The organism is Dactylosporangium sp. NBC_01737, from assembly GCF_035963215.1.
Taxonomy (GTDB): Bacteria; Actinomycetota; Actinomycetes; order Mycobacteriales; family Micromonosporaceae; genus Dactylosporangium.
The window spans coordinates 6284567-6297284 of sequence record NZ_CP109153.1 but is presented as its reverse complement, the minus strand read 5'-3'; the positions used below and the strand labels follow the sequence as shown (position 1 = coordinate 6297284).

The 12718-nt window shown below is 74.0% G+C and carries 15 protein-coding genes; 9 read left to right on the top strand and 6 right to left on the bottom strand.

The genetic code is table 11. The features are described from left to right. The first annotated feature begins 101 nt into the window (after positions 1–101). The 3 genes from OHA72_RS28430 to OHA72_RS28420 all read left to right on the top strand — a co-directional run bounded on the left by OHA72_RS28430 (position 102) and on the right by OHA72_RS28420 (position 3946). Positions 102–902, top strand: a complete 801-nt coding sequence (locus tag OHA72_RS28430; protein WP_327010845.1) for a C40 family peptidase — start codon at positions 102–104, stop codon at positions 900–902. Positions 903–981: 79 nt separating this feature from the next. Beyond that, complete coding sequence (locus OHA72_RS28425; RefSeq protein WP_327010844.1) at positions 982–3009, top strand: methyl-accepting chemotaxis protein; 2028 nt, start codon at positions 982–984, stop codon at positions 3007–3009. 19 nt (positions 3010–3028) lie between these two features. Next, entirely contained in the window at positions 3029–3946 is a 918-nt protein-coding gene (locus OHA72_RS28420) for an NHL repeat-containing protein (protein WP_327010843.1), read from the top strand. On the opposite strand, the gene OHA72_RS28415 is transcribed toward OHA72_RS28420, so the two are convergent. After that, complete coding sequence (locus OHA72_RS28415; RefSeq protein ID WP_327010842.1) at positions 3943–5076, bottom strand: FAD-dependent oxidoreductase; 1134 nt, start codon at positions 5074–5076, stop codon at positions 3943–3945. The genes OHA72_RS28420 and OHA72_RS28415 overlap by 4 nt on opposite strands. A gap of 88 nt (positions 5077–5164) precedes the next feature. On the opposite strand from OHA72_RS28415, the gene OHA72_RS28410 reads away from it, so the two are divergent. Then, the gene (locus tag OHA72_RS28410; RefSeq protein ID WP_327010841.1) at positions 5165–5764 is read left to right on the top strand and encodes a TetR family transcriptional regulator; all 600 of its coding nucleotides are present in this window, start codon (positions 5165–5167) and stop codon (positions 5762–5764) included. A gap of 10 nt (positions 5765–5774) precedes the next feature. Here the strand turns inward: OHA72_RS28410 and OHA72_RS28405 are convergent, their stop codons facing one another. Further along, positions 5775–6638: an NmrA family NAD(P)-binding protein gene (locus tag OHA72_RS28405; protein ID WP_327010840.1), complete on the bottom strand. Its 864-nt coding sequence runs from the start codon at positions 6636–6638 to the stop codon at positions 5775–5777. A 90-nt stretch (positions 6639–6728) separates the two neighbouring features. Here OHA72_RS28405 and OHA72_RS28400 point away from each other — a divergent pair, with 90 nt between their 5' ends. Further along, positions 6729–7424: a TetR/AcrR family transcriptional regulator gene (locus OHA72_RS28400; protein WP_327010839.1), complete on the top strand. Its 696-nt coding sequence runs from the start codon at positions 6729–6731 to the stop codon at positions 7422–7424. 71 nt (positions 7425–7495) lie between these two features. Beyond that, a complete protein-coding gene (locus OHA72_RS28395; protein WP_327010838.1) occupies positions 7496–8023 on the top strand; it encodes a Clp protease N-terminal domain-containing protein in 528 nt (175 codons plus the stop codon). 227 nt (positions 8024–8250) lie between these two features. On the opposite strand, the gene OHA72_RS28390 is transcribed toward OHA72_RS28395, so the two are convergent. Both OHA72_RS28390 and OHA72_RS28385 read right to left on the bottom strand, forming a co-directional pair. Then, positions 8251–8934 (bottom strand): hypothetical protein, encoded by a 684-nt coding sequence (locus OHA72_RS28390; RefSeq protein ID WP_327010837.1) that lies wholly within the window; start codon positions 8932–8934, stop codon positions 8251–8253. Positions 8935–8997: 63 nt separating this feature from the next. Next, entirely contained in the window at positions 8998–9540 is a 543-nt protein-coding gene (locus OHA72_RS28385; RefSeq protein ID WP_327010836.1) for a hypothetical protein, read from the bottom strand. A 57-nt stretch (positions 9541–9597) separates the two neighbouring features. Between OHA72_RS28385 and OHA72_RS28380 the strand changes: the two genes are divergently transcribed. Further along, complete coding sequence (locus OHA72_RS28380; protein ID WP_327010835.1) at positions 9598–10275, top strand: hypothetical protein; 678 nt, start codon at positions 9598–9600, stop codon at positions 10273–10275. A 49-nt stretch (positions 10276–10324) separates the two neighbouring features. After that, complete coding sequence (locus OHA72_RS28375; RefSeq protein WP_327010834.1) at positions 10325–10843, top strand: LURP-one-related/scramblase family protein; 519 nt, start codon at positions 10325–10327, stop codon at positions 10841–10843. A 10-nt stretch (positions 10844–10853) separates the two neighbouring features. On the opposite strand, the gene OHA72_RS28370 is transcribed toward OHA72_RS28375, so the two are convergent. Beyond that, on the bottom strand, positions 10854–11108 hold the full coding sequence (locus OHA72_RS28370; RefSeq protein ID WP_327010833.1) for a hypothetical protein: 255 nt from the start codon (positions 11106–11108) through the stop codon (positions 10854–10856). 9 nt (positions 11109–11117) lie between these two features. After that, positions 11118–11681: a TetR/AcrR family transcriptional regulator gene (locus tag OHA72_RS28365; protein ID WP_327010832.1), complete on the bottom strand. Its 564-nt coding sequence runs from the start codon at positions 11679–11681 to the stop codon at positions 11118–11120. A gap of 97 nt (positions 11682–11778) precedes the next feature. Here OHA72_RS28365 and OHA72_RS28360 point away from each other — a divergent pair, with 97 nt between their 5' ends. Next, a complete protein-coding gene (locus tag OHA72_RS28360; protein WP_327010831.1) occupies positions 11779–12714 on the top strand; it encodes an SDR family NAD(P)-dependent oxidoreductase in 936 nt (311 codons plus the stop codon). The last annotated feature ends 4 nt before the right edge of the window (positions 12715–12718 follow it).

Sequence of the window (12718 nt, the reverse complement as noted above, 5' to 3'; positions counted from 1 at the left end):
TTCCGGCGATACCAGTGCCCAGGCGGGCAATCGCGGCTGTGAATGATTTCACGCTCGACAACGTCCGGGGGGTCGGTTGGTTAGCGTCGCCCACGGCCCTCATGACGGCCGGCAACCACATCGTCCGTTTTTCGCCCGGTACTTCGGGGCCCGGCCGGCTACCACAGCGGAAGGCATCCCCGAGACACGCACGAGAGCACCGGGCCGACCGTGGAGTCATCCTGAACGCACGCCAGCCGCTGCACCGCATCGCAGCCGGCACCACCGCTCTCGCCCTCACCGCCGTCTGGCTCGGACCATCCGCGGCCGCGGCCCAACCGGCACCGAACGAAAGCCTCGACCCGGCGGTCACACTCGCCGCGCAGGAGGCGCAGCTGGCCGGCTATGAGCGCGCCGACAAGGCGTACCGGACGATCCGGCTCACGGCCCGCACCGCGCCCAGCGTCCCGGACGCCGACACCCGTCCCGCCGTCGCCGTCCCGGGCACCTCGAAGCCCGCGACCACGAAGAAGCCGGCGCCGAAGAAGACCACCGGCTCCAGCGGGTCCACCACGACCGTCAAGCCGCCGTCGGGCGCCGCCGGCACCGTGGTCTCCTTCGCCCTCGCGCAGGTCGGCAAGGGGTACGTGTACGCCACGTCCGGCCCGAACACGTACGACTGCAGCGGCCTCGTCGCGGCGGCCTACGCCCGCGTCGGGATCAAGCTGCCGCACCAGAGCGAGCAGATCGCCGCCCGTGGCAGGCGTGTGCCGTCCGGGCAGTGGATGCCGGGCGACGTCATCCACACGTCCGGCCACGTCGCCATCTACATCGGCGGCGGCAAGATGGTCGAGGCCGCCAACCCCAGCTCCGGTGTGCGGGTCGCACCGGTGCGCGGCGGCACGGCGTACCGCTTCCTGTAGTCCCAGCGGTGTTCCTGAGGGTTTCGGGCGCCGTGTTCGAAACCCTCAGGAACCGTTTCGCACCGCCGATGCAACCGGCGTGACCGCATCTGGCCGGCCGGCACTGCTCGCGCCCGCGCTCTGGTTGGCGGACCGTGTCCGCACCAGCACCCGTCTCGCGGTGCTCTGCGTGGTCCTGCTGATCCCCGGGCTCGGCGCGACCTGGGCGTACACCGGCTCCGTCAATGCCCAGCTGGACTTCACCGGCGCCGAACGCGGCGGCACCGACGTGGTCCGCCCGGCCCTGGACGCCCTCGCGGACCTCGGCGCCGGACGCACCCCGGACCTCGCGCCGCTGCGCGCGGCCGTCGCCGATCATCCGGAGCTGGCCCTGACGGCGAAGCTGGACGCCGTCGCCGCGGCGCAGGGCACCGTCCCCCTGGCCGCCGCCCTCGCCGCGCTCGTCACCGAGACCGGGAACACGTCCAACCTCATCCTCGATCCGGACCTCGACTCGTTCTACGTCATGGACATCCTCATCGTGCAGCTGCCCAGGGCGCTGCTCGCCGCCGCCGGCGCCGCCGCCCCGGAGACCGGTGGTGCGTCCGACGACCGCATCGCCGCGCAGGCCGTCCTCGCCGGCACCCTCAACGGCGTCGCCACCGCGATCCGCGACGGCGTCGCCACCTCCGCCCGCAGCACCTCCGATACGACCCTCGCCGGGCGGCTCGCCGCGCTCGGCCCCGCCGCCGACGCCATCGAAGCGCTCGGCGGCAAGCTCACCGACACGATCGCCACGCCCGGCCCCGCGACGTTCGACGGCGCCGCGGCCGTGGCCGCCGCCGTCGAACCGGCCACCGCGGCGCTGCGCCGCCTGCTGGACACCCGGCTGGAGCACCTGCAGTTCGACCGGACCGTCAACCTCACCGTCACCACCGTCGGGCTGGTCATCGCGCTGTGGCTGGCCGCCGCCGTCTGGTGGCGCACCCGCCACGACGTGAACCTCGCCTGCGCCGGGGTGATCGCCACCGCCGACGGTGACCTCGCCGAGCGGGAGCTGCCCGACGGCCGGGACGAGCTCGGCGACCTCGGCCGGGCGCTGCACAAGGCCCGCACCCGGCTCGCCGAGCAGGACGCGGAGCTGCGCCGGGCCCAGCGCGTCCGGGAGGAGCAGCTGCACGCCTCGTTCGAGCAGCAGCGCGAGGCGCAGCGCCAGCTCCGGGAACGCGCGCAGAGCGTCGTGGACGAGTCCGTCGGCGAGATCTCCCGCGAGCTGCACGACGTCCGCGCGCAGGTCGACGCCGTGCGCGACGCCGCCCGGACCATCGAGGAACGGGTCACCGAGGCCGACCGCGCCACCGCGTCGGTCGTGGAGCGGGCGCAGCGCGCCGAGCAGGTCGTCGCCGCCCTCGGTGAGAGCCTCCGCCAGGTCGACGGCACCACCCAGCTCATCGCCGGCATCGCGGCGCAGACCCGGCTGCTCGCCCTCAACGCCACCATTGAGGCCGCCCGGGCCGGCGAGGCCGGCCGCGGCTTCACCGTCGTGGCCAACGAGGTCAAGGACCTCGCGGGCACCACCGCGCAGTCGACCGAACAGATCGCCTCCACCCTCACCACCCTGGAACGCAGCGCCACCGACATGACCGCCACCATCGCCGCGATGGTCGCCGGGGTCGGCGGCATCGGCGAGGCGACCGGCGTGCTGCGCGACGTCGCCGTCGAGCAGCACGGCGTGGTCGACGTCCTGGACCGCCAGGTCGACGGGGCGATGGACCGTATCCAGCAGATGTCGGCCCTCGCCGAGAAGCTCGAACGCCGCCACGCCGAACGCATCGCCGCCACCGGGCCGGTGCGCCTCGGCCTCGCCGGCGGCCGAGACATCGTGCCCGCCGAGCTGCAGGACCTCAGCCACGGCGGGATGCGCTGCCAGGCCGAGGGGACCGTGCCGCTGCGGACCGGCGACACCCTCGACGTCGAGCTCACCCTCGACCGGGCGCCGCTGCGCATGCACTGCCAGGTCGTGCACTGCGTCACGCAGGGCGGGCACACCGAGCTCGGGCTGCAGTTCCTGGCGCCGCCGCCGGACGTCGCCGAGCGGATCCAGCGGTACGTGAACGCAACCACCTGAATTCGGGGTACACCACGACATGTCGAAATACCTGCGCGTCACAGCCATCCTGACCGTCGCCCTGGCGACGGTGCTGGTGTCCGCACCGGCGCACGCTTCGACCAGCCCGCTGCCCACGACCCTCAACCTCCCCGACGGGTTCCAGCCCGAGGGGATCGCGACGGGGCCGGGGCCGTTCGCGTACTTCGGCTCCCGCGCCGACGGTCGCATCTACCGCGCCAACCTCATCACCGGCGCCGGCGCCGTGATCAGCCCGGCCGTCGGCACCCAGTCGCTGGGCATGAAGACCGACCACCGCGGCCGGCTCTTCGTCGCGGGCGGCAACGCCGGCAACGCCCGCGTCATCGACGTGCGCACCGGTGCCGTCCTGCGCTCCTACCAGTTCGCCACCGCCCCCACGTTCGTCAACGACGTGGTGCTCACCTCGCGTGCCGCGTACTTCACCGACTCCAACAAGGCCGTCATCTACAAGCTGGAGCTCGGCCGGCACGGTGAGCTGCCCGCGACGTTCCAGACGCTGCCGCTGTCCGGCGACTTCGTGCTCAACCCCAACGGCCTGAACTTCAACGGCATCACCCTCACCCCCGACGGCCGTGCCCTCATCGCGGTCCAGTCCAGCACCGGGTTCCTGTTCCGCGTCGAGGAGAAGACCGGCGTCACTGACCGCATCGGCGACCTGGTCCTCGTCAACGGCGACGGGCTGCTGACGGTCGATCGCACCCTGTACGTGGTGCAGAACCGCGACAACAAGCTCAACGCCGTGAAACTGTCCAAGGACGGCCGTGACGGCACGCTGCGCAGCACGGTGACCGACCCGCGATTCGACGTGCCGACGACGGTGGCGAAGTTCGGCAACCGCCTGTACCTGCCCAACGCCCGCTTCACCACTCCCCCGACCCCGACCACCCCGTACACCGTGGTCGCCGTCCGTATCTAGGTCCTGGCGGCGGCGCGGCGGACGAGGCCGCGCACGCCCGGCAGGGTGACCGCACGGACCATGAGGTCGCCCAGCCAGACGTGGAACCTGGTCGGCGGTGCGTACTGCAGCATGCCGCGACGGGCCTGCGCCTGACGTCGCACGACGGCGGGGCGCAGGCCCGTCTCCCATTGCGCGAGGGCGGCGGTGACGTCCGTGCCGTGCTCGCGCAGGGCGGTGCCGAGCCGGTCGGCGCCGGCGAGGGCGAGGCCGGCGCCGTGCCCGGCGAAGACGGTGACGCACCAGGCGGCGTCGCCGAGCAGGACGGTCCGGCCGCTGCTCCACCGAGGCAGCACCACCTGGCTGACCGTGTCGAAGTAGGCGCCGCCGGGGTCGCGGCCGAGGTGGCGCAGCGCGTCCGGGATGCCGCCGCCCAGGTCGCCGAAGGCGGCGCCGAGCGCCTCAACCGGTCCACGACACAGCGCTTCGAGCGGCGTTTCGCAGCGGTACGCGAAGAACGCGCACGACCGGCCGGGTCCCAGATCGATCAGTGCCGCGGTGCGGCCCGGGCCGATGAACGTGGTGGCGGAGCGCTCCGGCGACGCGTGGGCGACCGGGAACGCGGCGACCACGTACGGCAGGTCGACGCGGTGGCCGTCGCCGAACACGGCCGGCCGAGTGGCGGAGTGCACGCCGTCGGCGCCGACCAGGAGGTCCGCGGTCAGGGTGGTGCCGTCGCTGAGGAGGACGTCGGGGCCTTCACCGGCGGCGGTGACCGTGGTGCCGAAGCGGAGGTCGGTGTGGTCGCGGACCGCCTCGTACAGGGTGGACTCCAGATCGCCGCGGAACACCGACACGGTCCGCTCGCCGAGCGCGGCCTCGGCGAGCGCGGCCGGGACGGTCAGCTTGGCCCGTCCGTCCGCGTGGACCAGGACCGTGGTGAACGGGCCCAGGGCGTGGGCGGCGAGGGCGGGCAGCAGGCCGAGGCGTTCGGCGGCGTCGTAGCCGGGGCCGAGCAGGTTCACCACGTAGCCGCCGGTGCGCCTGGCCGGGGCGCGCTCCACCACGACCGTGTCCCAGCCGTCCCGGCCGAGCCGCAGCGCGGTGGCGAGCCCCGCCACGCCCGCGCCGACGATCACCGCACGCCGCATCGCGGCCTCCCAACGCCAGAATGAACACTTGCTCAAACCAGTATGAGCAGATGTTCATTCTCGGCGCAATGGGCGCTAGACTGCGGGCATGCCGCGTGGAGTCGCCATCCCCGAGCCGAGGCAGCAGCTCTTCGCCGCCCTCGAACGCGTGATCGCGGCCGAGGGCCCGGGCGGGCTCACCGGACGGGCCGTGACCCGCGCGGCGGGGGTCGCCACCGGGCTGCTCTACACCCACTTCGCCGACTTCGACGCCTTCCTGACCGGGTATGCCGTGGACCGCGCCTTCCAGCTCGCCGGCGCGGTGGCCGGCCTGCCCGAGCGGGCCGGGACCGGCACCCCCGCCGGCAACCTGGGCGACGCGCTGCTCGCCACGCCCCTCGACACCCTGACGGCGTTCGCCAGGCTGACCGCGTGCCGGCCGGGCCTCACCGCCGGCGTCGAGGCGGTGCTGGGCGAGGGGACCGGCGGGTTGCAGGCCGTCGAACGCGCCGCCGCGGCCTACCTGGCCGCCGAGCAACGGCTCGGCCGGGTCCCGGCGGGCGCCGACACCGGGGCCCTGGCCCTCGCCGTTGTCGGCGTGCTGCACCACGTCGCGCTCACCGCGGATCCCGGCCCCGCTGGGCCCGCCGGGATCCGCCGGGCCCTCGCCGCGCTCACCGGCGGCTTCTCCGCCGTCGCCCCGTCCTGAGAGCCGCCCGTCAGCGGGCCGTGGCCAGGGGCGCCAGCAGGTCGCGCAGCGGGGTCGCCGGGCGGCCGATGAGATCCTCCAGGGCGGAGCCGGTGGCGGCGAACTCGCCCGCCCGGGCCGCGTGGAACATGCCGAGCAGCAGGGTCGCCTGCTCGGCCGGTACACCATGCGCCACCAGCGAGGCGGCCCACTCCTCGTCGCCGGCGACGACGCGGCGGACCTTGCTGCCGGTCAGCTCGGTGAGGACCGCGGCGACGTCGTTGAGGTCCAGGGCGACCGGTGCGGTCAGCGGCGGCGTCGGGCCGTCGAACCCGCCCTCGTCGGCGAGGACCGCCGCCGCCGCTTCGGCGAGGTCGGCGTGCGCGGTCCACGACACGGGACCGTCGGCGGGCGCGACCAGCTCGCCGGTCTGCAGGGCCCGGCCGAGCAGGTGCTGGACGGTGCCGGCGTAGAACCCGTTGCGCAGCGCCGTGAACGGGGTGCCGGTCTTGGACAGGTGCAGCTCGGTCGCGGCATGGTCGGGCATCGGCGCGAAGCGGGAGTCCTCCGCGGCGCCCTGGTGGCTGGTGTACAGGATGCGCCGGGCGCCCGAGTCGTGTGCCGCGTCGATCGCCGCGACGTGCTGGGCGAGCGCCGCCTCGCCGGTCCGGTCGGTGGAGACGATGAGCACCTGGGTGGCGCCCTCGAAGGCGGCGGCGAGCGAGCCGGGGTCGGTGAAGTCGCCGCGCCGCACCCGCACGCCGCGGGCGGCGAGGTCGCCGGCCCGCCCGGGGTCGCGGACGCTGACGCCGACGTGGTCCGCCGGGAGCCGCTCGAGGAGCCGCTCGACGATCTGGGAGCCGAGCTGACCGGTGCCGCCGGTAACGATGATCATGGTTGCCCTCTCGGTTTGCTAACAATGGAACCAGCAACATGCTACCAGTGTTAGCAACGCGGATAGCAAGAGTGCGTTATCGTTGGAAGCATGGTGGTGGACAGCAGGAGCAGGACCCGCGCGAGCATCGTGGAGAGCGCGGCGAAGCTGCTGCGGGAGCAGGGCGCCGACGCCGTCACCACCCGCGCGGTCGCGCAGGCCGCCGGCATGCAGGCGCCGACCATCTACCGGTTCTTCGAGGACAAGGAGGCGCTGCTCGACGCCGTCGCCGAGCACGTCTTCGCCACCTACGTCAGCAGCAAGACCCTCGCCGAGGACAGCGGCGACCCGGTCGCGGACCTGCGGGCCGGCTGGGACGCGCACATCGACTTCGGCCTGACCAACGCGGCGCTGTTCGGCCTGCTCATCGACCCTGCCCGGGGCGGCGGCTCACCGGCGGCCGCGGCCGGCCTGGCCGTCCTGCAGGCCCGGGTGCGGCGGGTCGCGGCGATCGGCCGGCTGCGGGTCCCGGAGCGCCGCGCGGTCGAGCTCATCCACGCCGCCGGCACCGGCGCGGTGCTCACCCTGCTCGCCACCCCGCCGCAGCAGCGTGACCCCGGCCTGTCCGCCGCCATGTACGACGCGGTGCTGCGCGCGATCCTCACCGACGCACCCGCCCTGCCCACCGGCGACGCGACCGCCGCCGCCGTCGCGTTCCGGGCCGTCGCCCCGCAGCTCACCGGCCTCAGCGACGCCGAACGGTCCCTGCTGGCGGAGTGGCTGGACCGGGCCGCCGGCGCCGTGTGAAACGATCATCGCGTCCCCGGCGGCACCCGCCGACTCCCACCGGGGCGGGAAGGGCAGCGGTGTTCCAGCGCATGACGACCGACGCGCGGTCGGTGATCCTGGCCACCAGGCACCAGGCCGCCGCGGCGAAGCGCGACCGGATGACCCCGTCGGACCTGGCGGCGGCGCTGGCCGTACCGACGGGAAACACCGCCGGCGTCTGGGCCGCCCCTGCTGCGGAACCGGCCGCCGCCGTCTCCGCGCCGCGGCTGCGCTTCGACGGCGCACTGCGCAGGGTGCTCAAACAGGCGGCGCAGGCGGCGCGGGCCGCACGAGCGCAGCAGATCGGCACCGAGCACCTCCTGGCCGCCCTGGTGCGCACGGGGCCACCCGGCGTCGTGACCTGGCTCGCCGAGCGCGGGGCCACCACCGAGGCGGTCGACGAGCTGCTCGCCCGGCTGGGCACCGGCCGTGGCGTCGAGCGGCTGCCGGACGAGCCGTCACCGGAGGACCAGCGCGGCTGGGAACGGGCCATGACGGGCGGATTCCCGTACGTCACGGTCATCGTCAGCGTCGTCGTCGCGGTCGTGCTGTTCGTGCTGTGCGTCTGGGGCCCGTGAGCCCGCACTGAGAACTCCCCACCACGCTGCAACCTGCCGCCCGCGTCGCCCGTACCCATAAGCAGCAGGGCATGCGGCAGGTGACGGCGAGAGGGCAACGGGGGCACGTGCGGGAACCACAGGCAGAGGCATACGCGCGCCCGGCGGCGGATGGGACACGGTCCGCGCGCACCCCTCGCCGGAGGCGTGGATCCGCCTGGTCGTGACCCCGTGACCGCCTTGCTGCGCTACGACCGGCGGCGGGCCGCCCGGCGGTAGCTCAGGAATACCGCCACGGCGAGGACGGCGACCGTGGCGGCGGCCAGCAGGGTCAGCCGCGGCGTCCCGGCCGACGCCGGCGCGGCCCTGGACACCGCTGTCGGCGTCGCCTGCACGGCGGCGGCCGGCGCGGTGTACGCCGATCCGAACGGATCCCGGCCGGCGTCCTGCGCCACGGCGGGCGGCCGGATCGCACCCGGCCAGTACCTGTCCGCCTGCGACGACTCCAGCGGCGGCGGCACCCCGAGCACCGCCAGCCCACCGGGCACGGTCAGCGTGCCGACGTGGTACTCGGCGAAGCGCCCCTGCACCCCGACCACGGCCCACTCGCCGTCGTGCGGCACGGCGACCGCCGCCGCGTAGTGCGCCGCCTCGGGCAGCGCGACCGCCGGGAACGTGAGCGCCGCGCCCTTGCCGTCGACGAGCCGCAGCCCGACCGGCCCGAGGTCGTCGCCCTCATACGGGTGGAACCCGTGCTGCAGCACCCACATCCCGATCGTGTACCCCTTCCCGGCCTCCAGCCGGTCCGGCAGCGGATCGAGGACCGTGACCGCCCAGTTGCCGGCGTACGCCGGCGCCGGCGCCAGCACCAGTCCACCGGCCAGCCCTACCAGCGTCGCGGCCAGCACGGCCAGCATGCGCGGTGTTCGCATCGTGCACCACCTCCGCACACCACGAGCCCCGCCGCACCGGCCTGGTTCCCGGCCGGTACCGGCCTACCACGGCGGTGCGTCCGCCGTTGAAGGGTCGTCGGCCACGGGCGGCGCCACCCGTTCCCGCCCGGCCAGGACCGCCAGCGCCTCGTCGACCCGGCCCTGCCGCACCAGCAGCTCCGCCAGGATCTCCGCCTGACGCTCGGCGACATTGCCGTTGCCGTCCGCGGCGAAGGGACGCAGCACCGAGACGGCCTCGTCGACCCGGCCCTGCCGTTCGAGTTCGCCGGCGAGCCGGTCCGCGGCATATTCACAGCCGTCACCCGCCACGAACGCCACCAGCGCCGCCGGGTCGTGCCACGCCAGGATGCCGGCCAGCTGCTCGATGAGGTTCACGTGCATGACGCCGCCACGGGAGTAGGACGAGCGCAGCACCGCGACTGCCTCGTCCACCCGGCCCTGCCGTTGCAGCACCGTCGCCAGCAGCATCTCCGCGTTCCACGGCTCGGACCGGTGCAAGCATGGGTGCCGCTCGCGCGCGTCGGCGAGTCCCCGCAGCAGCGCCGCCACCGCGACGGGCACCCCGTCGTCCGCTCCACCGGCCATGCCGCGCACCCTAGTTGGCGATGCGCGGCGGGCGGGTCCGTGTGGTGTGCTTGGTTCGTGACGCGGAACTTCGTTGCGTGGAACCAGGCGGCGTTCGATGTGCTCGGCGGCGGCGTTGCGCGGGCACCGGCGGGCGACGAGCTTGCCGCGCTGGAGCGGTGGGTCGGCGGTGGCCTGCCGGGGGCGGTCCGCGAGTGGTTCCTGCTCGGCGGTGACCGCCTCCTCGCCTCGGTCAGCTCGAACCTGGTGACCGGGGTGCAGGACCTCGCCGGCCGCTTCCTGGAGCACGGGTTCCTGCTGCTGGAGACCGACAGCCAGGCCTGCTGCCGGTGGGTGGTGCCGGTCTCGGCGGCCTACGACGACCCGCCGGTGTACCTGATCGACCCGGACGACGACGCCTGCGCGACGCGGAGCCGGTATGCGGGCTGTTTCTCCGACTACACGTTCACGGCCGCGTGGGACGCGACGCTGTGGAAGGCAGAGGTGTCCGCGGACTTCGACCATCCCCTTCCGCCGGATGCGCTCGACGGGCTGCGGCGGCGGCTCACGGTGCTGCCGACCACGCACGGGTGGGCCATGAACCAGTCGTGCGACGCGGTCCACCGGTTCGGCGGGCCCGCGCGGGTCGCCGTCGCCGTCGCGGGCGGCACGGCGCTGTGGAGCGCGGTCGCCGCAGCGTCACCGGGCGTGCGCGACGCCTTCGCCGCGCTGATCGGGGCCGGGTCGGGAGGGTGAGCGCCGTCCGGCCGGGCGGCGGCGGGCTGAGCGGAGGACAATCGGGGGCATGTATGTCATCAAGGAGCGGTTCTTCGACGTCGGTGACGACTTCGACATCACCGACGACTCGGGCCGGGTGGTGCTGCACGTCGACGGCAAGGTGTTGAGCCTGCGCGACAAGTTCGTCATCGAGGACCCGCACGGCGCCGAGGTCGCGTCGGTGCATCGGCAGCTGATCGCTTTGCGTCCCACGTACCAGATCGAGATCGGTGGCGAGAAGGCCGCGGAGGTGCGCAAGAAGCTGTTCACGCCGTTCCGCGAGAAGTTCACCATCGACCTGCCCGGCGATGACGACCTGACGATGACCGGTGACCTGTTCGACCACGAGTACACGGTGGAGCGCGACGGCCGCGAGGTCGCGTCGGTGTCGAAGCGCTGGCTGAGCATCCGCGACAGCTACGCGGTGCGTATCGCCGACAACGAGAACCACGTGCTGATCCTCGCCGCGGTCCTGGCCCTGGAGCTGGCCACCCAGCGGGAGAAGGACGAGGAGAAGGAGAAGAAGGCGGAGCAGCAGGACGACTGACGGCGCGGCGTCAGCGGCCGTCGGGCGGGGCGTTCTGGATCGGGTGGAGGTCGATGTCCTGCTCCTGGACCTGCCACCCGGCGTCGCCCGCCTCGGCGAGCCGGCGGGCCTGTGTCATCACCTTGCCGCCGTCGAGATGCTGGTGGCCGTCGGCGTCCAGGCCGGCGGCCATCACCTCGTCGGTGACCGGGACGCGGACGTAGGCGTCCTCCGTGGTCACGCGGCGGACCCGCACGGCGATCGAATACGTGGCGTCCGGTGACATGCGGCGACTCTACCGGTCCCGCACGCCGTCCATCAGCAGGTCCAGCAGCCGGCCCGCCTGCTCCCGCTGCGCCGGCTCGCCGGTGGCCAGGCAGATGCCGTTGATCGCGGTCAGCAGATCGAGGGGGTCGACGTCGGCGCGGAGCGCTCCGGCGGCGGCGCCGGCCGCGAGGAGGTCACCGACGGCGGTGACGAGCCGCTCGCGGCTGTGCGCGAACGGGGTGCCGCCCGCGGCGATCACCATCTTCAACGCGTCGGCCAGGCCCCGCTTGGTGGCCATGTAGTCGATGAACCGGTCCATCCAGATGCGCAGCGCCCGGTCCGGCGCGGGCGGCTCGGCGGCGAGGAGCTCCGGCACGGCGTCGCAGAGGCGGGCGAGCTCCGTGCGGTACACCTCCTCGATCAGCGCCTCACGGGTCGGGAAGTGCCGGTAGAGCGTGCCGATGCCGACGCCCGCGTGCTTGGCGATCGCGTCGAGGGTGACCTCCGGGGCGTCGGCGAGCGCGACGACGGCGACGTCCAGGAGGCGGGCACGGTTGCGCTGCGCGTCGGCCCGCAGCGGTCGCTCGGACATCACACCCCCGGAGTGTTGGCAAACGGAGGAAGCTCCGCTTATCGTTGGGAAGCGGATAGTGGAGGCTCCTCCACTATCCGATCCTACAGGGGGAATCATGGCACGCATCACCACGGCGTTCACCCGGGAGTCGACCGCCGCGCAGGTCATCGAGGGCATCGACCTGACCGGCCGGCGCGCGATCGTGACCGGCGGCGCGTCCGGCATCGGCGTCGAGACCGCCCGGGCCCTCGCCGGCGCCGGCGCGGAGGTCACCCTGGCCGTCCGCGACACCGCCGCCGGCGACCGCACCGCCGAGGACATCGTCGCGACGACCGGCAACAAGCAGGTCCATGTGGCCCGGTTCGACCTCGCCGACCAGGCGTCGGTGCGGGCGTTCCTCGCCGCGTGGGACGGTCCGCTGCACATCCTGGTCAACAACGCGGGCGTGATGGCCGCACCGCTGACGCGCACGCCCGAGGGCTGGGAGCTGCAGTTCGCCACCAACCACCTCGGCCACTTCGCGCTCGCGACCGGCCTGCACTCCGCCCTGGCCGCGGAGGGCGCCCGGGTCGTCAGCGTCAGCTCCAGCGCCCACCTGCGCTCCGACATCGTCTTCGACGACATCCACTTCCAGCGCCGCCCCTATGAGCCGTGGTCGGCCTATGGCCAGTCCAAGACGGCCAACGTCCTGTTCGCCGTCGAGGCGACCCGCCGCTGGTCCGCCGACGGCGTCTTCGTCAACGCGGTGATGCCCGGCAGCATCCGCACCGCCCTGCAGCGTCACGTCACCGAGGAGGAGCTCGGCCGGCTGCGCGCCGCCGCCGGCGGTGGCGACTTCCGGTGGAAGACCACCGAGCAGGGCGCCGCCACGTCGGTGCTGCTGGCCACGTCGCCCGTGCTCGACGGCATCGGCGGCCGCTACTTCGAGGACTGCGCCGAGGCGGGGCCGGTCGAGGAGGGCAACAGCCGGCGCGGGGTGGCCGCGTATGCGCTGGACCCGGACTCCGCCGCCCACCTGTGGAGGGTCACGGAGGCCACCCTGCTGCACTGACCCG

What these genes read in the sequence shown, in the direction of transcription:
- OHA72_RS28410 (WP_327010841.1), top strand. Translation starts at nt 5,165, where the DNA reads ATGCCGCGTGGAGTCGCCATCCCCGAGCCGAGGCAGCAGCTCTTCGCC.
- OHA72_RS28360 (WP_327010831.1), top strand. Translation starts at nt 11,779, where the DNA reads ATGGCACGCATCACCACGGCGTTCACCCGGGAGTCGACCGCCGCGCAG.
- OHA72_RS28430 (WP_327010845.1), top strand. Translation starts at nt 102, where the DNA reads ATGACGGCCGGCAACCACATCGTCCGTTTTTCGCCCGGTACTTCGGGG.
- OHA72_RS28385 (WP_327010836.1), bottom strand. Translation starts at nt 9,540, where the DNA reads ATGGCCGGTGGAGCGGACGACGGGGTGCCCGTCGCGGTGGCGGCGCTG.
- OHA72_RS28365 (WP_327010832.1), bottom strand. Translation starts at nt 11,681, where the DNA reads ATGTCCGAGCGACCGCTGCGGGCCGACGCGCAGCGCAACCGTGCCCGC.
- OHA72_RS28415 (WP_327010842.1), bottom strand. Translation starts at nt 5,076, where the DNA reads ATGCGGCGTGCGGTGATCGTCGGCGCGGGCGTGGCGGGGCTCGCCACC.
- OHA72_RS28375 (WP_327010834.1), top strand. Translation starts at nt 10,325, where the DNA reads ATGTATGTCATCAAGGAGCGGTTCTTCGACGTCGGTGACGACTTCGAC.
- OHA72_RS28390 (WP_327010837.1), bottom strand. Translation starts at nt 8,934, where the DNA reads ATGCGAACACCGCGCATGCTGGCCGTGCTGGCCGCGACGCTGGTAGGG.
- OHA72_RS28400 (WP_327010839.1), top strand. Translation starts at nt 6,729, where the DNA reads ATGGTGGTGGACAGCAGGAGCAGGACCCGCGCGAGCATCGTGGAGAGC.
- OHA72_RS28405 (WP_327010840.1), bottom strand. Translation starts at nt 6,638, where the DNA reads ATGATCATCGTTACCGGCGGCACCGGTCAGCTCGGCTCCCAGATCGTC.
- OHA72_RS28420 (WP_327010843.1), top strand. Translation starts at nt 3,029, where the DNA reads ATGTCGAAATACCTGCGCGTCACAGCCATCCTGACCGTCGCCCTGGCG.
- OHA72_RS28370 (WP_327010833.1), bottom strand. Translation starts at nt 11,108, where the DNA reads ATGTCACCGGACGCCACGTATTCGATCGCCGTGCGGGTCCGCCGCGTG.
- OHA72_RS28395 (WP_327010838.1), top strand. Translation starts at nt 7,496, where the DNA reads ATGACGACCGACGCGCGGTCGGTGATCCTGGCCACCAGGCACCAGGCC.